The following is a 20,212-nucleotide window of genomic DNA, read 5'->3' as shown; positions in this document are numbered from 1 at the left end:
CTACCGGTCGTTCCTTGTTTGTCCGATTGGCCAATCAAGGACCATCCCCACCAGGAGCGCCAACGCATCGGGTGTAATGAGGGGGTCCGCCTCTGGATCGCCGGACAGGTGCAGGCCCATGCCCGTCAGGGTATCCACGACGAATACCCCGCCGGACTGGTGCGTCCGGCGGGGTGGGGCGTCAGGGACGCCAGACCACTTCCACCCGTTCGGGGTCGAAGCGGTTCGTTGGGCCGTCAGCCGCCTTCAGTACGACGGCCTCGATGACGGTACTAATGATCTCCCAGCGCTGCTCCAGCTCCAAAGAGGGCCAGCCCTCGGCCAGGTTCGTGACCTTGGGGCCGGTGTGGGCGCGTAGCCACTCGGCCTGCTCCGCCCTCAGGTGCAGGATGGATTGCTCCTGCTCGCGCACACGGGGGAAGACGTACGGGCCGGGCAGCTCGTCCCGGTCATAGGCACCCATGAGTTTCGCGATCTTGGCCTCCGCCTTGGCCAACTCGCCCGCCCTTGGCCACCTGCCCACCTCGGCCTCGACGTCGCGGCCTGCCAGGTAGGCCAGGACCAGCTCGGAGACAAGGTCATCAACATGGCGGCCTGTGACGCCGACCTTGCCGCACCCGCCCGCGGTGACGGCCTTGCAGGCGTAGTGGTGCTTGCCCCACCGCCGGTCGTAGCCGCCCATCAGGTGGCGGCCGCGGAACCCGCAGCAGATGATCCCGGACAGCAGATACTTCCGTCCGCCGATGTGGACATGCTTGGAAACCCGGCTGGGGTCGCGGAGCTTCGCCACCACCGCCTCCCAGACATCCAGGTCCAGGATGGGCTGCTGCTGGCCCTTGACCGGCTGGCCGTCCGCGTCCACCACGTAGCGCTTCTCCAGCGGGACGGAGGTCGGGCCGTACACCCGGTAGCCGACGATGCGCGGGGACAGGTAGATGTTGCGCAGGACGGGTTTTTGCCACTTCTTGCCCATGGCGCTGGCGATGCCAAGATCGTTCCACTGGCGACAGATGGTGTGGAGGCCAACGCCGGCCAAGATCTGATCCGCCCCCGCGACCAGGAGCGCCGCCGCCGGTTCGTCCTTGGTTTCCTTGTCGGCCAGCCAGCCGAAGGCACGGTTGCCCCCGACGGTAATGCCGGCCTGGGCCATGGCGAGGTGCTTGCGCCGCACCCGCTTGGAGGGGCGGAATACGGAGCGTTCTCCATCTGGGTCTTTCCGATTCGAGATGGAGCAAGATCGGCTATCGACGATCGGCTGGTTTGATCAACCATTGCCGTTCCGGCTACTACGCTCGGTCGTGGTCCATCGACCGTCGGGATGCGGGCTGAGATGACCATCCACGCCTATGTGGCCAGCATCCGAACTGGGCAGGTGCTGGTGGTCGACCCGCTCGCGGGTGTCGTGAGCGCCGCCATCGGAGTCGGCGTGCTCCCCTTCGGAGTGGCGGTGGNTCCCNNCGGCAGCCGNGTCTNCGTCACCAACTTCGGTGGGAACGACGTGTCCGTCGTCGACACGGCCACCGGGGCCGTCACCGGCTGACGCCCCAGTCACCGGCTGACCGCCGCCGTGAGAGTGATCGTCGTGCCGATGGCCCCCGAACCCGGGGGGTTCACGGTAGTGCCACGACCTGTGTCCACAGGTCCTCGGTGTTGCGGATCTTCGCCAGGGCCTTCCTCGCGCCGGACGAGGAGGACAGCGCTCCTTCCTAGCCGTCCTTCAACAGGTAAAGCTTCTGCCCACACGCGAGCGGAAGGAGCCGGACGGCCCGCGTTCGCCTGCCATCTTTCTCTGCCGCGCGGACATTAGACTCTTTCAAGGAAATTGTGCCCGTGGTTCAGTGAACCTGGCGGACGGGTACCAGTGCAGCCACGGTAACAAACATGGTCAACGACCTCCGGTCGGTCCTCTCCTGCGAAAGCGAGACCTCTGATGAGTATCTACGACACTATCGGCGGCGCGACGGCCGTACAGGCCGCGGTCGACGATTTCTACGTCCGGGTGACGGCCGATCCCGTTCTTGCACCCCTCTTTGCCAACCGGGACCTGCCCCGTCTCAAGGAACACCAGCGAGCGTTCATCGCCGCGGTGATCGGTGGTCCCGAGGTCTACCGGGGTCGGGACATGGCCGCGGTACATGCCACGCTCGGCCTCACCGACGCCCACTTCGACGCGGTGGTGGACCATCTGCTCGCGGCGTTGACCGGCCTCGGTGTCCCGACGGAAACCACCGGCCAGATCGGAGCGGCCCTCGCCCCGCTGCGTTCCGACGTCGTCACGATATCGAAGTAGTAATACCTCACATCATACACGACCTTGCGCGGCCAGGCTAGTGAAGCCGCACCCGGCTCGAACNAGAGAAACCGGGCGGGGCACAGTTGCAAATGCGAACCGCCCGGGTTCGGTATGGACGCCATCATGTGAGAGATGGAGGTCGACGCCAATCGCCGTCGGCGACGGGGATGCTGTGGGCAAGGATGGCACGGACGTCGTTGGTGGTGAACGAGCCGTCCCGGCGGCTTCCTTTCTCGGGTAGCGGGTGCCGTCGGGTGCGGTCGAGCCAGCGGTAGCTGTCCGCGTCGACGAAGCAGCAAACCACGCGGACGGATTCGACGCCGGGACAGGTGCTGACCTTGTCCTCGACGAGGTCGCTGCTGGTCAGCCGTGCGAGGGGGAGGGCGTTCTTCGGCGTCGGGATCACCGCCTGCTCGGCGAGGCTGTAGCCGGCGTGGTGAGGCAGTGCTTCGGGGTGGGTGGGTCCCCTGCCGGCCCCGTGCCGGGTGTGCCTAGCCGTTTCGGCTGGTATGGGGGGCATGTTAACGCCGACTCGGCTACGGTGGGTTCGGTGCGCCGGGAAGTCTGGTCGGCAACGTGTGACCCGACCCCTTGGTGAGGAGCACCGCCGTGGGCCAAGTTCCGTCTCGCCGGTTCAGCCTGTTCGACCGCAGGTCGTGGCCCGAGGCTCGCCGGATCGCCGAGATCCTACGCAGGGAGGCCATCGGTGGCGGGCTGCTGCTCGCCGCGACGGTCCTGGCCTTGGGCTGGGCGAACTCGCCGTGGTCAGAGTCGTACCAGTCGATGCTGTCCTACCAGCTCGGCCCGTCCTGGGCGCACCTGGACCTCACCCTGGCTCAGTGGGCCGCCGACGGCCTGCTAGCGATCTTCTTCTTCGTTGCCGGGCTGGAACTCAAACGCGAGTTCATCGCCGGAGACCTCCGCGACCCTCGGCGGGCCGCTGTCCCGGTCCTGGCCGCCTGCGGGGGTGTCGCCGTTCCGGCCGTGCTGTACGCGCTGGTCAACGTCGGCGGTGACGCCTCAGCGGGCTGGGCGATCCCGACCGCCACCGACATCGCCTTCGCGCTGGCGGTGCTGGCGGTCATTGGCCGGCACCTGCCGTCCGGTCTGCGGACCTTCCTGCTCACCCTCGCGGTCGTCGATGACCTGCTCGCCATCGTCATCATCGCCGTCGTCTACACCCGCCACCTGTCGATCCTCCCGTTGCTGGGCGCGCTGGTGCCGCTGGCGTTGTTCACTCTGCTAGTCCAGCGCCGGGTGCGCTCGTGGTGGCTCCTCCTGCCCTTGGCCGCCGCGACCTGGACACTGGTCCACGCCTCCGGCGTGCACGCCACCGTGGCTGGCGTGCTGCTGGGGTTTGCCGTGCCGGTGCTCCGCGGTACCCGTGCCGGCGGCCCGGAGGCGGGACCGGGGCTGGCCGAGCACTTCGAGCACCGCTGGCGGCCCCTGTCGGCCGGGGTGGCGGTGCCGGTCTTCGCGTTCTTCTCCGCCGGAGTCACCGTCGATGGCCTGAGCGGACTGAGCGCGGCGCTGAGCGACCGGGCGGCCCTCGGTGTCGTGCTCGGTCTCGTCGTCGGCAAGCCTCTGGGGATCATGGCCGCTACCTTCCTGGTAGCACGCTTCACTCGCGCCACCCTCGACGACGGGTTGACCTGGACCGACGTTCTCGGGCTCGCGGTCTTGGCCGGTATCGGATTCACCGTCTCCCTGCTCATCGGCGAACTGGCCTTCGGGAGCGGCAGCGCACGTGACGACCATGTCAAGATCGCTGTCCTGACGGGTTCTCTGCTCGCCGCCCTGCTCGCCGCCGTCGTGCTACGTCTGCGCAATCGCGTCTACCGCCGGCTCCAGGAAGCAGAGACCGCCGACCGNGACCACGACGGCATCCCCGACGTCTACCAAGACCTGCACCGGTCCTCCCCACGCCCGTGGGGGTGATCCGGTCCGGTCGGTCCGCTCGTGCAGCACCATCAAGTCCACCCCACGCCCGTGGGGTGTTCCGCCCTCGGCAATCGAACAGGTGACGCACAGGTAACACACAGGACCGACTCCCACCCTCATAGTCACGGGGCTCCTCCCGGAGCGCCGGCAGGGTAGGAGGACACCGGCCATGGCCACACGTGAGCAGGGAATCCGACGGGTAGGCCCCGTCACCGCCGGACTGGCAGCCGTCGCGGCCGCCGGAGCCATCGGCTTCGGCGTGCTGGCCCATGAGCATTCCGCATCCGCGGCCACCTGGTCCTCGACGACGGACGACAGCTCGGTGACCTCGGGTAACGGATCCACCTCATCGTCGACCTCCGACAGCGCGTCCTCGTCCGGCGGCTGGTCGGGCGGGACGACGGTGGGGAGCGCCGACGGTCCCACGCACGCGTCGACCGGTGGTTCCTGAGATGCCCGGCGCGGCAGCGGCGGTCGAGTGGTCGGTGTGGAGCACGACCGCCCGGCTCGTGGTGACCGAGCCCGGCGCACTGGCCGCCGCCCGGGAGATCGTCGTGGACCATCTCGCGGCCGTTGACGAGGTCGCCAGTCGTTTCCGGGCCGATGCGGAGATCAACCAGCTCGATCACGCCGATGGGACGCCGCAACGGATCAGCCCGCTACTGGCAGACCTCGTCGGTGCGGCGCTCCTCGCGGCCCGGCGCACCGACGGGGACGTAGACCCGACCGTCGGCGGACCGCTCGCCGCTCTCGGCTACGACCGGGACATCACGTTGCTGCCGTCGGACGGTCCGCGGCTGCGGGTGGTGCACCGGCCGGCGCCGGGCTGGCAGCGGATCCGGCTGACCGGGAACACACTGACGCTGCCGGACGACGCGCGGCTCGACCTCGGAGCGACGGCGAAGGCGCAGGCCGCCGACCGCTGCGCCGCTCTGGTCGCCGAACGGCTCGACACCGGCGTGCTGGTCAGCCTCGGCGGGGATGTCGCCACCGCCGGGAACGCGCCGGAGGGCGGCTGGCGCATTCGGGTCCAGGACCGCCCGGGCGAGCCCGCCTGCACCATCACCCTGGCCGCCGGGAGCGCGGTCGCGACGTCCAGCACCCTCGGGCGGCGGTGGCGGCGCGGCGGGCGGCTCCTGCACCACATCCTGGATCCGCGCACCTGCCAGCCCGCGCCGGTGGTCTGGCGGACCGCCACCGTGGCGGCCGCGAGCTGCCTCGACGCGAACACGGCGAGCACCGCCGCGATCGTCCGTGGTTCCGCGGCGGTGGGCTGGCTGCGCCGGCTCGGGATGCCGGCACGGCTCGTCGCCACGGACGGCTCGATCGTCACGACCGCTGGCTGGCCCGCCCCGAGCCGGGCCAAGGTGGCCGGAGCCGGAGTGGCCGGAGCCGGAGTGGCCGGGGTCCGGGTAGACCGGGCCGAGACGGCTCCGCCCGCCGAGGATGGAACCCGAGTCACGTCCGCTGGATCGGCGACACGGCCGAGAGGTTCCGGCCGATGAGCACCGAAGCCCTCTGGTACGCCGCCCGGGGCACGGGCACCACGTGCCTGCTGCTGCTCACCCTGACGGTCGTCCTCGGCATCGTGGCCCGCTCGGGTCGCGGCCTCGCGGGTCTGCCCGGTTTCGCGATCGGCGCCGTGCACCGCGGCGCGAGCCTGCTCGCGGTCGTGCTCCTCGCCATGCACATCGGCACGCTGCTGCTCGACCCGTACGCGAAGCTCGGCATTGCGGATGTGGTCCTGCCGTTCGGCGCCGGCTACCGACCGCTGTGGGTCGGGCTCGGCACCGTCGCCGCCGACCTTCTCATCGCCGTGGTCGTGACCAGTCTGCTCCGCCGGCGCCTCGGCGTGCGCGCCTGGCGGGCAGTGCACTGGGCCGCCTACGGCGCCTGGCCACTCGCCCTCTCGCACGGCCTGGGCTCGGGCACCGACGCCGGCACGCCGTGGCTGCGAGCCGTCGCGATGGCCTGCGCGCTCGCCGTCGCCGGATCCGCGGCCTGGCGCTGCTCCCCCTCCTTCAGGATCCTCCCCCGCCCACACCGGCCCCCCAGCCCACACCGGCCCCCCAGCCCGCGACACCAACCGGCGGCGCCCACAACCATGACCCCCAGATCGGAGCAGACATGACCATCCGCGCTGCCACCGGAGCGGCCCAACCGTCCATCCCCACCGGCACCAGCATCGCCACCGGCACCAGCGACGTCGGCCGCGCCGGCTCCCCTGAGGCCCAGCCCGGGTGGGGGCGCGAGCCCTGGCCCGCGGCCATGCACGCGGTACGGCCCGCGGCCGGCGCGGGCGGCCTCCCCGCGCATCACGTCCCGGCCGGACGGCTGCTGACCGCAGCCGCGTCCGACCTCGCCGCGCACGACCGACAGTGTGGACCGCTGCCCTGGCGCGGCGGACCCGGGCGGTTACTTCCGGAGATCCACGACTCCGGGCTGACCGGGCGGGGCGGCGCGGCCTTCCCCACCTGGCGGAAACTCGCCGCGAGCGCCGAGGGCACCTGCCTCGACGGCAGCCACTCCGGCAGCGCGCACCGGGGCAGCACGCACCGGGGCAGCCAGCACCGGAACGCCGGGCACCGAGCCGACCGGTACCGCAGCAGCGCGCACCCCGTGGTCGTCGCCAACGCCGCCGAAGGGGAACCCGAGAGCGCCAAGGACGTCACCCTGCTCACCGTGGCGCCCCACCTCGTCCTCGACGGCCTGCAGCTCGCCGCGGAGGCGGTCGGGGCCGATGACGCCTTCGTCTATCTCAAACCCGGTCCGGCGGTCACGGCGGTCCGGCGGGCGCTGGCCCAACGGCGGGCCGCGGGCTGGGACCGGTTCACCGTCCAGATCCGGGAGGCGCCGGAGACCTTCGTCGCCGGGGAGGCATCGGCCGTCATCGCAGCGCTGGAGGGAGGGGCGGCCCGGCCGCGCGCGCACTGGCAACCGCTCGCCGAGGCCGGTTTCCACGGCCGTCCGACCCTGGTGCAGAACGCCGAGACACTCGCGCACCTCGCGTTGATCGCCCGGTGGGGAGCCAGCTGGTTCCGCTCGGTCGGGACCGCCGAGGAACCGGGCACGTTCCTGGCCACCGTGACGGGAGCGGTCGCCGCGCCCGGTGTCGTCGAGGTGCCGTTCGGCACCCCGCTCGGCACTCTCGCGCAGCTCGCGGGCGGCTTCACCGAGCAGGTCGGGGCCTTCCGGGTCGGCGGTTACAGCGGTGCGTGGCTGCCCGGCGGCCCGGGAGCGACGATCGCGATGTCCCGGGCGGCGCTGGCGCCGTGGGGNGCCGCACCGGGCACCGGAGTGGTCGCCGTCCTCCCGGCCCGGGGCTGTGGGCTCGTCGAGACCGCGCGCATCGTCGGGTACCTGGCCGCGCAGAACGCTGGCCAGTGCGGGCCATGCGTCAGCGGGCTGCCCCAGCTTGCGGACGCCGTGGCCGGGATGGCCCGAACGGATGGCGGGTCCGGCGGCCCGGTGCAGGGGGCTGGCGATCCGGGACAGTCCGCCATCCGGGCGCTGCGCCTCGCCGCCCTGGTCGCCGGTCGCGGCGCGTGCCACCACCCGGACGGCGCGGCCCGCCTCGTGCACAGTGCGCTGCGCACGTTCGTCGACGATATCCGGGCGCACGCCGAGGGCCGCTGCCTCGGCTCGGCGTGCGCATCCTGACCACACCCATCCCGACCAGGCAACGTCGACGAAGAATCCACAGGGGAGACAGATGCCATGAACACCACAGATGCCATGAACACCACAGATGCCATGAACACCACAAACGCCGGCGCGGCAGCCGGCCCGGCCCGGCTGTGGATCGACTGGACGGCGTGTGACGGCCGCGGCTGGTGTGTCGAGCTGCTACCCGAGCTGCTGACCCGCGATCCAGCGGGTTATCCGCTGGCTCGCGGGACGACCGGACAGTCGACCCGAAAAATCACCGTCTCCACGGAGCTGATCGAGCATGCTCGTCGGGCGGCGGATGCCTGTCCCCGGCTCGCGCTACACCTGCTCGCCGGCCAGGAACAGGGGTAGCCGGGCCCGGCGGCCGATGTCCGCTGTCTCGCTCGCTACGCTACCGCCGCATTACCACTTTGCTAAAGCCGCGCTACCGCTACCTGCCTGGGTAGCTGGCGGCCGCGAGGGCGAGGATCTCCTCACGGTCCTCGGCGAGCAGGAATCCGGTCGCGATCGCGTCGTCGGTGGCCCGGGTAAAAGCGGCGCGATAGTCCGCGGCGCCGGCGGGGTAACGGGCGGCGAGTGTGGCGGAATCCAGCGGCCGGGTGGAGCCGAAGATGGCGGAGGCGTCGGTGGGGTTCTGCCCCAGGCCGGACAGGACGGCGATGGGAACGTCGACCCAGGGAGTGCGCACGCCACCACGGGCGATGCCGTCCGCATCACGGAGAAGTACCGCTGGATCCGTCGCGGCGGTTAGCAGGTGGGGCGCGGACGGGGGCGCGACACCATAACGGATCCAGTCGTCCAGCGCGGCAATCGCGGCCTGGGCGACATAGTGCTGCTGCGGTCCGCTGTTGATCGCGGCGGTGAACGGGACGCCGAAAGGGGCGGCGCTGGGCACCAGAAGGCGTACCAGCTCCGCGGCAGGCAGCGCACCGTCGTCCCGGAAACCAGCCTTGAGCGTGTAGGTGTCGACGTGCGCCGCACCGGCGATCTCCCAGAGCCGAAACCGGTCGCTATCGGGTTGGCGGGCGCCCACGGCGCCAAGCACGCCGACGACGTCGGTCTCGCTCTGCACGACCATCACGGGCACCGCGACGTCCGTGCGCAGCCGGACATCCCCGGCCAGGGTCGGGCCGCCCCGACCGTCGAGGGACGCCGTGGTCCCCGGGCGGCCCTGGATCAGGTANCCGTCNAANCCGCCATGGCCACCGCCGGCGGCACGGCTCCTATCGCGGTCACCGCCGTCACCGTCCCGCGCCGCGATGGTGTTTACATAGGTCACCAGAAAGAACGCCGCCTGGGATGCGCCCACGGCGATCATCCGCGCCGGACGAAGGTGATCGAGGAGACCGCGACGCACGGTTTCCCCGGCCTGACGGAAGATGTCGAAGCTGTACGCGTCACCGGGATGGGACAGAATCGCGTAACGGGTGGGATCGGCGCTCTTAAGCGACGGCACGATCGGCCACCAACCGGTGCCGCGTTGCTCCCCGGCACCATCTTCGCCCGCATCGCCGCCGTCCGCAATACCGCCGTCCGCAACGGCCCTCGCTTCGACACCGGCCCCTTCGGCGGTGTCGATCCCATCGATGCCGATGCGTTGCGCCGACACCCCCACCCAGGCGAAACCGGCGCGGAGCAGATGCCGATGCGTCGTGAGCCATGCGGCGGCGGCGTCCATTCCGGCAGAGACGTTCAACCATTCCACGACGGCCGTGCCGTTGAAGGCGGTCGGGTCGGCAGGCCGGTAGACGATGAGACGGGTCCGAAACGGCGCCTGACCGGCGACCACCACGTCCCATCTGCCATCAGAGGTGATCGGACCCGTCGCGGCATAGGAGTCGGCGGTTCCGCTCACGAAGAACTCCTCCGCCAGATAGCCGATGGAGGCCAGATCGAAAGACGTCGAGATCAGGCTCGCCTGGCCGGCGATCGGCCCGTCGACTCGCACCGACGCCATCTCCATCAGCTCCATCGATTCGGTTCCTCTCGCGCTCGCCGCACGGATCCACGATCCATCGTGCCGCACGCGAGCGCATCGAACCGATGGCCGCCGTTGCTCAGATGTCATATTCCGGGGACTTTTGACCCGTGACCGGGACATAAATCACGATCCGATGGTCAGGAGCCTCGTGGTCCGCGCGGGCCTCGATGAGGCCGCGTGGAGAGGTGCCACCTCCGAGCCGGTGTGCGGTTTCACTCCGCGGGACGCGCCTGGCATGCCGCGACCACACCGCACATCGAGAATGGGTACGGGTACGGCGCCATCGGGCCACTCGTTGGACCACCCGTTGGACCACCCGTCGGACCACTTTGCCCCGGCCGTGCGGCCCGCTCGTCCCTCGACGGCGGGCCGCACGTGCGCGGATGCGGCTCAGTGGCCGTGCGCAACGGCGCGGCGCAGGACCACCCGGTCGAACTCCTGACCATGCTCGTCCAGGCCCCGGATGGTCAGGGTGGAGTACCCGCCGGGCCGGCCCGGATCGGACTCGGCAGCCACGAAGGCGTAGTCGTCGAAACGGGTCCGCGACCAGTTGATGGACTCCGGTGCCTTCGTCCCGTCGGCCTGCCAGACATAGCTGTTCGGCACAACGTTCGAGCCCGGTACGATTTTTCCTCGGTAGGACTCCGGCTCACCGGTCTGGAACTGGTAGCGGGGCCGTCCCGCGCTGCCCGCGACGATGTAGGTGGTGCCGTCCTTCGCGGGTTCGATCGTCGAGCCGTCGGGCGCCTCGCGGGTCGGTGCGTTCGCGCGGATCGGGTCGGTGCGCTCGTACAGGTGGTTGTGACCCTGCAGCACGAGGTCGACCTGGTAACAGTCGAACAACGGCGCCCAGGCGCCGCGGACGCCGCCGTCGCTGGCGTGCTGCGCGGTCGTCGAATAGGCGCAGTGGTGGAAGAAACAGACGATGAAATCGATATCCGGGTCGTTCCGGTAGCCCTTCAGCGTGCTCTCGACCCAGGACGTCTGCGCACCGTTCGAATATCCGGTGTTCGCCTTGATCTCATAACTGAGGTCGTTGGCGTCCAGCGAGAGCACGGCCACGTTGCCGTGGACGAAGGAGTACACGCTCGGGCAGCCCTGAGGCCCCCCGCCTGGCAGGTCCAGGCGGGCGAGGTGGCCGCCGTAGCCGTGCGGGGAGTAGAGCGCCTCCATGTCATGGTTGCCGGTGGCGAACATCCACGGCGTGCGGGCACTGCTGACCTCGATGTCGGCCAGGTAGACGTCCCAGACGGTCGGGTCATAATTGTCGAAACCGGTAGGAGATACGCCGGCGGCCGTCCGCTTGGGCGGCCTTCCCTGACCCGATGGGTCCGCGTAGCTGATGTCCCCGGCGAGCAGGTGGAACACCGGGTCCTGGCGGGCGATGGCCGCGGTGACAGCCGACGCGTGGGCGACCATCGGGGCGTTGTCGGCCTTGTAGTAATTGTCATCGAACACACCTTTCGGATCGCCCGGCGGGGTGGTGTTCGAACCGTGGTCGCCCATCATCGTGAACCGGAACGGGCCGCCATGGCGTCCCTTCCGGTGTCCGGTGCGGACCGCCTGCACGGGGGTGGCTTCCCCACCGGGAATCCGGAAACGGTAGTAGTATTCCCGGCCCGGCGTCAGATTGTCGAACGCCGCGTGCACGTAGTACTGTTCGACGGCGAGAATCGAGCCGTCGGCCTGGGGGACCTGGGACAGCAGCGGTCGGATCTCCGCCTCGACCGTGCCGCCGAGACCGCGTCCCGGCCCGATATCGACCAGAACCTTGCCGCGGCCCGGGTTACGCGACAACTGCGCCGCCAGCCGAAGCTGCCGGGACGGATCGGCGCCGAAGGCGGTGTGCCTGCCGCCCACGAGCAGGGGACTGTCGTTCGTGGCGGCGTAGGCGGCCCGGCCGAACGGCGTGCCGAACAGGCTCGCCGCGCCGGCACCAGCCAGACCGCCGAGCAGAATCCCGCGTCGGCTGACCGGCCGCCGCCGGAGAAAGGTCTGGAGCCATTCGTACTGCTCGGCGATTGTCATGTCCTCGGCCATACCGGCCGGAACACCCGACGCCACCACTTCGCTGGGAGGACTCACAGGCATACCGCTGAAAGTAGGCCCGTCGCCTGTCGAATATTGCAAATACACGGTGGCGAACCACCGAAATATTTGTAAACATCGCGGGAGGACTTCCCTGGCCCTGGCGGAGTCAGCCTGCTGACGGGCATCAGCCTGCTCTATGATCATCCTGTTCCTGATTCCTGCCGGCAGCCGTGCCCAGTGCGCGGGTACGGCCCATGGTTGGGCCGTACCCGCTCGGGCATCCGCCAGGTATTCCCGAACGGGTATCTCCCGCGGGTGGCTCCGGCTGGCGTTTCCGTCAGCCGGAGCCACCCGCACGCAGGGCGCACTCAGCGCCGCTCAGCCGGCATCGTTCAGCCGGCATCGTTCAGCCGGCATCGTTCAGCCGGCATCGTTCAGCCGGCATCGTTCAGCCGGCGCCGAAGAGCCCCTGCGCGAGAAAGCCGCCCGCGGGCGCCGCGGGCGGGACGGCGAACAGGGCACTGGAGGTGTGCCGGATGAAGGTGTTCAATGCGTCGCCGGCCGCGAGGGTCCGCTGCACCGCGACGAACGCCGTACGCGGGTCGGCCTGGTAGGCCGCGAAGAACAGGCCGGCGTCCGGCTCACCGGCTGAGTCCAGGCCGTCGTCATAGGAGTAGCCGCGACGAAGCATGGCGATCCCACCGTGGAACGACGGGTGGGACAGCCGGACATGGGCGTTGCCGGCGATCGCGAGACTGCCGTCGGCGGCGCGGGCAGTGAAGTCCGGCTGGATGGTCTCAGCGCCGCCCTGCCCCACCGGCGGTGCCGAGAGCGCGGTACCGTCGGACTTACGGCGGCCGATGACCGCGCTCTGAGCCGTCTCGTCCAGCCGCGCCCAGGCATCGAGCAGCATGCGGATACGCCGGCAGACCAGGTAGGACCCGTCCCGCATCCATTCCGGCCCGCTGGACACCCACACCGCCCGGTCGAACCGCGGCGTGCCCGGTCCCGGGTTGTCCGTGCCGTCGATCTGCCCCATCAGGTTGCGTGGGGTGGACCCGGGGTTGAACGCGGCCGCCGCGGAACGAAGGAATCCCCGCTGGATCCAGCGGGGCCTGGCATCCTGAGCGGCGAGACGACGCATCTGCCGGGAAGCCGAGACCGCGACCATCGGATCCTCGGCGCAGACCTGCACGCCGAGATCCCCGCCACTGCGCGCCAGATCGAGCTGGTCACCGGGCATCGCGGGAATGTCCGCGAACTCCGCGGGTATCTGCGCGTCGAGACCGGCGCGGCGCAGCGCGGACGCGCCGAGCCCGATGGTGATCGTCAGCCCCGCCGGTCCGAGTCCCTGGGTGTCCCGCTCAGCGCCGTCGAGCGGCTCGCCTCGCATCAGCACCGCGGCGGCGGCCGTCCAGGTGCGCAGCACCGCGGCGAGGGATGTGCGGACCGCGGCCGGGCCGGACGTCGTCAGGTCGTAGGCGGTGAAGACGAGCTGCGCGGGAGGGCGGTCGGCGATTCCGGGCTGGTGACGGCCGTCGCCCACCACCCCGGCCAGCGCCTCACGACGGACCGCGGCGACGCGGTCCGTCCCGCCCGACTGGTCCTCCTGGGGACGTTCCGCGGCAACGGCGACACCGCCGTCGAGGGCCATGACTCCCCCGAGGCCTCCCCCGATCGCGACACCACCGCCGAAGCCGAGCAGCCCGGCGCCCCGCAGCACCCTGCGGCGGTGGGGACCGATCGGGCGGTTCTCCCGGACCGCATCCGTCGCATCGGCGACATCCGTTACATCGGCAGCGTCCACAATGTCCGACACGCCCGCCCTACCGGCTCTATTGGACATACCAGTTTCAGCCATACCGGTTCCATCCGTCCTGTCGCTCACGGGATCCATACCGGCGCCGCGGTGAGATCCGACATCATCCTCGGGCCGGCAATCCTCGGGCCGACGTCAGGGCGGCGATTGTCACCGGAGGACACCCGGGTGAGCCGTCCGGTGAGGTGTTCGCATGGATCATAGGGCAGTTCCGCGATGTCCGTGAGGTGCATGTCCCGCATAGTGACTGTCGAACCGCACTCAGCGCCGCCCATCCCGGGCCTAGAGACGTCGTGTCGTCGAACGTTTACACATAGATACAGAATGAAGCGGAAATGCCGAACGGCCTGCCAACGGGCGACACGAGGAACCGATCAGCGTGCGGGAACGACGACGTCACCGACGCGCGGGACCATGCCCGGCCCGGCGGATCTCACCGGTCGCAGAGGTTCGGGTCGCTGCCCCAGCCACGCAGCACGTTCTTCTCGATCTTTCCGGTGGAAATCTTCGGCAGCTCACGGAAGATGATCTGCCGNGGAGGGCGCCGTCAACCACCGCGGGGCGCTCGGCGAACGCCCCAGCCGACCTTGACTAACCCTCCGCGCTTCTCCGGGCGACGGGTTCGCCCCGGCGACGGGCCAAGCCCCACCGTGCACTCGAGTTCAGTCCGCGCAGCGCCCTGCGCACGGCCGGGTGCTGGCTGACACGGTGCACCGGGTAGCGCCACGGCGGCTGTTCGCCCTGGCGCGACGCCATCGAGTAGGCGAACGACACCGGATCCTGATCGAGGTATGGGTCCACCCGTTCGAACCAGGCCATGCTCGTCCGCGCCGCCGCCTGCAGAGGACCCAGGGCCGCCCGGCCCCGCCGGTCGAAATCTCGCAGCGCGGCCGGCAGATCGCCGCCGCTGTCGTACATGCTCTGCGCGAGCGCGACCGCATCGACGATCGCGAGCGCCGTGCCCGACCCGAAGGCGAAGTGCGTGGTGTGGGCGGCGTCACCGATCAACACGACGTTGTCGTGGTACCAGCTCCGATTGGTGACATCGGCGAAGCGCAGCCACCGCGCCGCCCGGCCGCGGCACTGGCTGATCAGCGGATGGCCGTCCAACGGACCAGAGAAGATCTTTTCCAGCATCCGCGGCGCGTCCTCAGCGCTCAGGAGATCAAGGCCGAGTCCCTTCCACGTCCGCTGGGAGCATTCCACGATGCAGGTGCTGACGCCGACGCTGGACGGATAGGCGTGGAACCAGATCCATCCCGCGGAGGTCCGTTCGAAGGCGAAGGTGAAGCTGTCGAAGCGCTTGTCGGTGCCGAGCCAGATGTACGGGTTACCGCCGATCTCGACCNTGGTACCGAAATCGTCCTGGGCCAGCTGGCGCACCCGGCTGTTCGCGCCGTCGGACGCCACGACGAGATCGGCGTCGGCATACGGGCGCAGGTCGTCCACCTCGTGCCGGTACTCCACCTCGACGCCGAGATCGGTAGCCCGCCGGGCGAGGATTTCGAGCAGCGCGGCCCGCTGCAGGCTGAAGCCGTAGCCGGTGAGATATGCCGCCGACGATCCGCCCAGACTGATCCGCTGTTCCTGCCAGAGAGTGGACGCAGCCCGCAGGGCACGAGCGCTGCCTGGGTCGTTGCGGAAAAGGACGTCCAGAAGGTTATCCCAGTACACGACCCCCCAGCCGTAGGTCGCCCCGGGCGGGTCGCGTTCGAGGACTATGATCTCCTGGCTGGCGTCACGGCGTTTCGCCGAGATAGCGAAGTAAAGTCCTGCCGGTCCGCCCCCCACACAGACGATCCTCACCGCAGGTGCCTCCTCTGTGTTCCTCCTCGGCGTGACCCGGACGGCGGGTGGCAACGACCGTTCGCCGGCTCGTCACCACCGTCGCCCCGGAGAGGAGCACCGCCAGCGGATGTCGTGGTGCCCACTTGTCGGGTTGCCCGGTTTCCCCGCATTGTCGGGTTACCCCGCGTTGTCGGGTTTCCCGGTTTCCCCGCATTGTCGGATTTCCCGATTGTCGGGTTGACCGATCGTCAGATTGCTGGTCGGGTTGCTGGATTGTCGGGAGCCGGGATCACCAGCCACCCCAACGACCCCAGCCACCCCAACGACCCCAGCCACCCCAACGACCCCAGCCACCCCAGTGGCCCCAGCCGCCCCAGTGGCCCCAGCCCCAGCCCCAGCCCCCGAAGAAACCGGTGACCTGCCGGAACGAGCCCTCGGCCCGGAGCGTCGGTGCCTCATATGTTGCTTTCATGCCGGATTCCTCCGTCCGACTTCGACTTATTCGATCCATGTAACTCTCGGCGATCAAGACGACACCGTGGCTGCCGTCGGCGTCCCAGCTCCGACCTCCACTTACCGCCTGTGACCAACCATCTTCGATTCTGCCCCTTTGCTGTCCATTGCTGGTTCATCACTGGTTCGGTGGCACCGGCGGGAGTCGCGGNGGNGACGGGCGCCGATCAAGAAGATCATCGCCGTAGCCGGCCGAAGCCCCGACTCACGGGCCGGCAGCCGTCGAAGGTCCCACGCCGCATCGAAGGCGCCCTGCGGGGCCGGACGGGAGCGTTAGGCGACGTCGCGGTCGCGCGCGTCCTCGGGCAGCAGGGTGCGCAGGCCCAGAATGATGTTGGTGATCCCGAACTCGAAATCCTCCGGGACGGTGACGCCGGAAGGCTGCGCCGCCGCGGGGACCGCCGCGGCCGGATCCTCAGCCGGCCGCTCGGTGAGCAGGAAGCCCCGGGTGTATGTCGAGAGCGTGAAGAAAGCGTGCCAGGCCAGCGACGACGGGAATCCGGCATCCCGCAGCCCAGCCAGCAGTTCCGCCGCCCGCGGCCAGGAGGTGATGGTCTCCTGGTAGGTCAGACTACCGATACGACGTGCAATCAGGTCGCATTTCAGGTCGTCGACGGCGAGCAGCGCATAGAAATTTTTGAAGAACTCGCGGAGCACGTCCTCCCAGGCGTCACCGCGGAGGGCAGGCATGCTCTCATAGAAAGAGACGAGTGCTTCCTCGGCCATGGCATCGAGGAGTTCTCGCTTACTCTTGAAATACCAGTAGATGCTGGTGACACCGACGTCGAGATACGCGGCCAGGCGGGGCATGCTCAACTGATCTACCGGCGTGTCCCGACAAAACTCGAAGACGCCCGCCAGAATCCCCGGGGCATTGATGGATCCCCGAGCACGCCGCGACCGGGGGCGCTTCGAGCCCGTGTTCGCCGAGGGGGGCACGCGCTAGCCTCCGCATCGTGGGGATGGCCCGGGAACGGCCCCGCCGCCCAGGACCACACCGAGTATCCTACCGGATGGTTCTCCGGATGGCGTGAGACATCTGCCGCATCCGGCGGGTGCAGTGGTTGGCCCAGGGCCAGACGGCAGGATAGTCCAGACCACCACAAGGCCACCCCGCCGAAGGCCGGCCGGACCGTCCCGCCCGGCACACCACACGCCNCCTCCGGCGCCGTCGCCCCGCCGCAATCCGCGCTCTTACCACCGCCCTCCCCATCACCCCCAACCCACCGACACCCCCCACCCGCCCAAACCGGACACCCACCTCAGTTCCACCCCACACCCACTCCGACCCACGCCGAATCCACCAGCTCAACACCACACACCTACACTGACCGGAACAGTCACTGACCGGAACAGTGCGGCATCGCGACTCCACCCACCAGGCGACCGAAGACCAACACCAGGAGGGTGAAAATGGCCATTCCGCGGCGCCAGGCAATCAGGATCGGCGCTTATCTCCTCAAACAGAAACTCGCCAGACGGGACAAGTTCCCGATCACCCTCGAACTCGAACCCCTGTTCGCATGTAACCTCGCCTGTGAGGGCTGCGGCAAGATCCAACATCCCGCGGACGTGCTGAAACAGCGCATGCCCGTCGAGCAGGCGCTCGCCGCCGTCGACGAGTGCGGCGCCCCCGTGGTGTGCCTGGCAGGCGGCGAACCGCTGATGCACCCGCAGATCGAGGACATCGTGGCAGGCCTGGTGAAACGTAAGAAGTTCATCTACCTGTGCACGAACGCCCTCCTGATCCCACGCAAGATCGACAAGCTGCGTCCGTCACCGTACCTGTCCTTCGCGGTACACATCGACGGCCTCGAGGAACGCCATGACAAGTCCGTGGCCAAGCCGGGCGTGTTCGCCCAGGCCGTGGACAACATCAAAGAGGCGCAGCGCCGCGGCTTCCGCGTCACCACGAACACCACGTTCTTCAACACCGACACCCCTCAGACCGTGATCGAGGTGTTGGACTTCCTCAACAACGACCTCAACGTCGACGGGATGATGCTCTCCCCCGCCTACGCCTACGAGAAAGCCCCCGACCAGGACAGCTTCCTCGGGGTCAAGGAAACCCAGGAACTGTTCCGCAAGGCGTTCGCCGACGGCCGCCGCAAGAACTGGCGGATCAGCCACTCCCCCCTGTTCCTGGACTTCCTCGAAGGCAAGATCGACTTCCCGTGCACGGCCTGGGGCATTCCGTCCTACTCCCTGTACGGCTGGCAGAAGCCGTGCTATCTGATGGGCGACGGCTACGCCAAGACCTACCAGGAACTCCTTGACACCACCGACTGGGAGGCCTACGGACGAGGCCGCGACCCACGCTGCGCGAACTGCATGGCACACTGCGGCTACGAACCGACCGCCCTCGCGGCGACCCTGTCCTCCCTGCGGGAATCCATCCGCGCGGCCCGCTGAGACCGGCCCCCGGACCACCGGCCAGTCCGGGAACACCGGCCAGCCCCGGGAAACGACCTCGGTGCCGGCGTCCACATCCTCCGGGCGGAGGGCGACGGCCGCCGCACCGAGGTCCTCCACCACCAGACACCCGGCTCAGATGTGCCGGGAAGGGCGGCATAAGCGGGATCCGACCCGAAACCGCATTATGATCCAATTATGACCACTGGCGCCCCGACGCTCACCCACCGTCCCCTCGCCGGTCCGACGTCGTGGGCCGCGGCGGCGCCCGTCTCGCCCTCGTAGGGCTCGCGGGTCTTTGTAGGGGTCCCACAACACCTGACCGCCGACATCGGTAGCGACGGAGCTGTCCAGACCGCGCCCCGAGCTGGGAAGGTGACCCGGAGCGAGGATCGGAACCGCCTTTCGGGCGTTCCGCCCTCATCGTGACGGGAAGGGGTAGTTAGTGGTTTACGACAAGATCGTGGTAACGGGTCTCGGTGCGATGACTCCACTCGGCGGCGACCTCGCCGCCACCTGGGACGGGCTGGTCGCGGGTGCCTCGGGTGTCGCGGTGATCGAAGACGAATGGGCGCGGGAGCTGCCGGTCCGACTCGCCGCACAGCTGCCCGTCGACCCCGCGGCAACACTGCCGCGCAAGGACAGCCGCAAGCTCGACCGCGGTGAACAGATGGCGATCGTCACCGCCCGGCAGGCATGGGCGGACGCGGGATCCCCCGAGGTCGCTCCCGAGCGGCTCGCGGTCGTCATCGGCACCGGTTACGGCGGGGNGCAGTCCACCCNGGGCCAGCACCGCATCCTGGAGCAGGCCGGTGCGCGCCGGATGTCCCCTCACACGGTGATCATGCTAATGCCCAACGGCCCGGCGGCGTGGGTGAGCATCGACCTCGGCGCGAAGGCCGGCGCCCGCACCCCGGTCAGCGCCTGCGCGTCCGGCGCCGAGGCGATCGCCACCGGTATGGAGATGATCCAACACGGGCTGGCCGACGTCGTGGTCGCCGGCGGCGTCGAGGCGCCGGTCGACACGCTGCCGCTGGCGGCGTTCGCGCAGATGAAGGCCCTCTCGACCCGGCACGGCGACCCGGCAGCCGCCTCCCGGCCCTTCGACGCCGACCGTGACGGCTTCGTGCTCGGCGAGGGCGCCGGCCTGCTGGTCCTGGAACGGGCCGGGTTCGCCGCCGCCCGCGGCGCCCGCGTGTACGCCGTCGCCGCCGGCGCGGCCACCAACTCCGACGCCCTCGACATCGTCACCGCCGACCCCGCCGGGCAGCGCAGGGCCATCGAGGCCGCACTGGCCGGCGCCGGCCTCACCCCCACCGATATCGACCTCGTACACGCCCACGCCACCTCTACCCCCGTCGGCGACCCCCTGGAGGCCGAGGCGATCACTCAGACAATCGGCACCCATCCGGCGGTCACGGCCACCAAGTCGATGACCGGGCACATGCTCGGCGCCGCCGGCGCGGTGGGCGCCATCGCCACGGTGCTCAGCATCCGCGACGGCGTCATACCCCCGGTGCGCAACCTTGACCGGCTCGACCCGACGATCAAGCTCGACGTCGTGTCCGGACCGGCCCGCCACGAGACCGTCCGCGCCGCCGTGGCCAACGCCTTCGGCTTCGGTGGGCACAACGTCTCCCTGGCATTCACCGCCCCCTGAACCGGCCGCACCGACCCCGCCGGGCGTGGGCGAGGAGGAGGGTGACGTCGTCGTCGTAGCCGTCGTTGCCGTCGTTGCGGTTGAGGAGGGTCAGTAGCCGGTCCG

At 69.7% G+C, this 20,212-nt stretch carries 18 protein-coding genes; 9 read left to right on the top strand and 9 right to left on the bottom strand.

Translation table 11 applies throughout. From position 1 onward, the window contains the following. Positions 1-181: 181 nt before the first annotated feature. Positions 182-1,171, bottom strand: coding sequence for a recombinase family protein (locus ALLO2_RS20815; protein ID WP_035734305.1), 990 nt, complete (start codon positions 1,169-1,171; stop codon positions 182-184). Positions 1,172-1,930: 759 nt separating this feature from the next. On the opposite strand from ALLO2_RS20815, the gene ALLO2_RS20805 reads away from it, so the two are divergent. Next, a complete protein-coding gene (locus tag ALLO2_RS20805) occupies positions 1,931-2,290 on the top strand; it encodes a group 1 truncated hemoglobin (RefSeq protein WP_011436978.1) in 360 nt (119 codons plus the stop codon). Positions 2,291-2,414: 124 nt separating this feature from the next. Here the strand turns inward: ALLO2_RS20805 and ALLO2_RS20800 are convergent, their stop codons facing one another. Continuing rightward, on the bottom strand, positions 2,415-2,813 hold the full coding sequence (locus tag ALLO2_RS20800) for a hypothetical protein (RefSeq protein ID WP_023841959.1): 399 nt from the start codon (positions 2,811-2,813) through the stop codon (positions 2,415-2,417). A gap of 89 nt (positions 2,814-2,902) precedes the next feature. On the opposite strand from ALLO2_RS20800, the gene nhaA reads away from it, so the two are divergent. The 6 genes from nhaA (at position 2,903) to ALLO2_RS20770 (ending at position 8,254) form a co-directional block, all read left to right on the top strand. Next, complete coding sequence (gene nhaA, locus ALLO2_RS20795) at positions 2,903-4,231, top strand: Na+/H+ antiporter NhaA (RefSeq protein ID WP_023841958.1); 1,329 nt, start codon at positions 2,903-2,905, stop codon at positions 4,229-4,231. A gap of 172 nt (positions 4,232-4,403) precedes the next feature. Further along, positions 4,404-4,685: a hypothetical protein gene (locus tag ALLO2_RS20790; protein WP_011436981.1), complete on the top strand. Its 282-nt coding sequence runs from the start codon at positions 4,404-4,406 to the stop codon at positions 4,683-4,685. A gap of 1 nt (position 4,686) precedes the next feature. Further along, positions 4,687-5,739 carry an FAD:protein FMN transferase gene (locus ALLO2_RS20785; RefSeq protein ID WP_011436982.1) on the top strand — a complete coding sequence of 351 codons (1,053 nt, stop codon included), beginning with the start codon at positions 4,687-4,689 and terminating at the stop codon, positions 5,737-5,739. Continuing rightward, positions 5,736-6,365: a ferric reductase-like transmembrane domain-containing protein gene (locus ALLO2_RS20780; RefSeq protein WP_023841956.1), complete on the top strand. Its 630-nt coding sequence runs from the start codon at positions 5,736-5,738 to the stop codon at positions 6,363-6,365. The genes ALLO2_RS20785 and ALLO2_RS20780 overlap by 4 nt, the downstream gene beginning before the upstream one ends. After that, complete coding sequence (locus tag ALLO2_RS20775; protein WP_011436984.1) at positions 6,362-7,894, top strand: NADH-ubiquinone oxidoreductase-F iron-sulfur binding region domain-containing protein; 1,533 nt, start codon at positions 6,362-6,364, stop codon at positions 7,892-7,894. The genes ALLO2_RS20780 and ALLO2_RS20775 overlap by 4 nt, the downstream gene beginning before the upstream one ends. A gap of 57 nt (positions 7,895-7,951) precedes the next feature. Continuing rightward, positions 7,952-8,254: a ferredoxin gene (locus ALLO2_RS20770; RefSeq protein ID WP_139140145.1), complete on the top strand. Its 303-nt coding sequence runs from the start codon at positions 7,952-7,954 to the stop codon at positions 8,252-8,254. 79 nt (positions 8,255-8,333) lie between these two features. On the opposite strand, the gene ALLO2_RS20765 is transcribed toward ALLO2_RS20770, so the two are convergent. From ALLO2_RS20765 to ALLO2_RS20745, 7 genes are all read right to left on the bottom strand, one after another. Continuing rightward, entirely contained in the window at positions 8,334-9,875 is a 1,542-nt protein-coding gene (locus tag ALLO2_RS20765) for an alpha/beta hydrolase domain-containing protein (protein ID WP_051875483.1), read from the bottom strand. A 399-nt stretch (positions 9,876-10,274) separates the two neighbouring features. Continuing rightward, positions 10,275-11,975 (bottom strand): metallophosphoesterase family protein, encoded by a 1,701-nt coding sequence (locus ALLO2_RS20760; protein WP_035734298.1) that lies wholly within the window; start codon positions 11,973-11,975, stop codon positions 10,275-10,277. A 388-nt stretch (positions 11,976-12,363) separates the two neighbouring features. Beyond that, positions 12,364-13,734 (bottom strand): Dyp-type peroxidase, encoded by a 1,371-nt coding sequence (locus ALLO2_RS20755; RefSeq protein WP_011436988.1) that lies wholly within the window; start codon positions 13,732-13,734, stop codon positions 12,364-12,366. 65 nt (positions 13,735-13,799) lie between these two features. Further along, a complete protein-coding gene (locus ALLO2_RS27550) occupies positions 13,800-13,967 on the bottom strand; it encodes a hypothetical protein (protein WP_157858573.1) in 168 nt (55 codons plus the stop codon). Positions 13,968-14,325: 358 nt separating this feature from the next. Continuing rightward, positions 14,326-15,540, bottom strand: a complete 1,215-nt coding sequence (locus tag ALLO2_RS20750) for an FAD-dependent monooxygenase (RefSeq protein ID WP_035734296.1) — start codon at positions 15,538-15,540, stop codon at positions 14,326-14,328. A gap of 271 nt (positions 15,541-15,811) precedes the next feature. Next, positions 15,812-15,994, bottom strand: a complete 183-nt coding sequence (locus ALLO2_RS25030; protein ID WP_023841952.1) for a keywimysin-related RiPP — start codon at positions 15,992-15,994, stop codon at positions 15,812-15,814. Between the two features lie 314 nt (positions 15,995-16,308). Then, on the bottom strand, positions 16,309-16,974 hold the full coding sequence (locus ALLO2_RS20745; RefSeq protein ID WP_011436991.1) for a TetR family transcriptional regulator: 666 nt from the start codon (positions 16,972-16,974) through the stop codon (positions 16,309-16,311). A 474-nt stretch (positions 16,975-17,448) separates the two neighbouring features. Between ALLO2_RS20745 and hpnH the strand changes: the two genes are divergently transcribed. Together hpnH and ALLO2_RS20735 are read left to right on the top strand one after the other, a co-directional pair. After that, positions 17,449-18,447 (top strand): adenosyl-hopene transferase HpnH, encoded by a 999-nt coding sequence (gene hpnH, locus ALLO2_RS20740; protein WP_011436992.1) that lies wholly within the window; start codon positions 17,449-17,451, stop codon positions 18,445-18,447. 445 nt (positions 18,448-18,892) lie between these two features. Beyond that, on the top strand, positions 18,893-20,107 hold the full coding sequence (locus ALLO2_RS20735; RefSeq protein ID WP_035734293.1) for a beta-ketoacyl synthase: 1,215 nt from the start codon (positions 18,893-18,895) through the stop codon (positions 20,105-20,107). Positions 20,108-20,212 lie beyond the last annotated feature (105 nt).

The sequence above is a fragment of the Frankia sp. Allo2 genome (assembly GCF_000733325.1).
GTDB classification, from domain to species: Bacteria; Actinomycetota; Actinomycetes; order Frankiales; family Frankiaceae; genus Frankia; species Frankia casuarinae.
Note: the sequence above shows the minus strand (reverse complement) of the source record. Positions and strands in the feature narration are given on the sequence as shown.

Excerpts from the sequence above, each read along its gene's own strand:
- ALLO2_RS20805 (WP_011436978.1), top strand. The coding sequence starts at position 1,931 with ATGAGTATCTACGACACTATCGGCGGCGCGACGGCCGTACAGGCCGCG.
- ALLO2_RS20800 (WP_023841959.1), bottom strand. The coding sequence starts at position 2,813 with ATGCCCCCCATACCAGCCGAAACGGCTAGGCACACCCGGCACGGGGCC.
- ALLO2_RS20790 (WP_011436981.1), top strand. The coding sequence starts at position 4,404 with ATGGCCACACGTGAGCAGGGAATCCGACGGGTAGGCCCCGTCACCGCC.
- ALLO2_RS20785 (WP_011436982.1), top strand. The coding sequence starts at position 4,687 with ATGCCCGGCGCGGCAGCGGCGGTCGAGTGGTCGGTGTGGAGCACGACC.
- ALLO2_RS20780 (WP_023841956.1), top strand. The coding sequence starts at position 5,736 with ATGAGCACCGAAGCCCTCTGGTACGCCGCCCGGGGCACGGGCACCACG.
- ALLO2_RS20770 (WP_139140145.1), top strand. The coding sequence starts at position 7,952 with ATGAACACCACAGATGCCATGAACACCACAGATGCCATGAACACCACA.
- ALLO2_RS20760 (WP_035734298.1), bottom strand. The coding sequence starts at position 11,975 with ATGCCTGTGAGTCCTCCCAGCGAAGTGGTGGCGTCGGGTGTTCCGGCC.
- ALLO2_RS27550 (WP_157858573.1), bottom strand. The coding sequence starts at position 13,967 with ATGCACCTCACGGACATCGCGGAACTGCCCTATGATCCATGCGAACAC.
- ALLO2_RS25030 (WP_023841952.1), bottom strand. The coding sequence starts at position 15,994 with ATGAAAGCAACATATGAGGCACCGACGCTCCGGGCCGAGGGCTCGTTC.
- hpnH (WP_011436992.1), top strand. The coding sequence starts at position 17,449 with ATGGCCATTCCGCGGCGCCAGGCAATCAGGATCGGCGCTTATCTCCTC.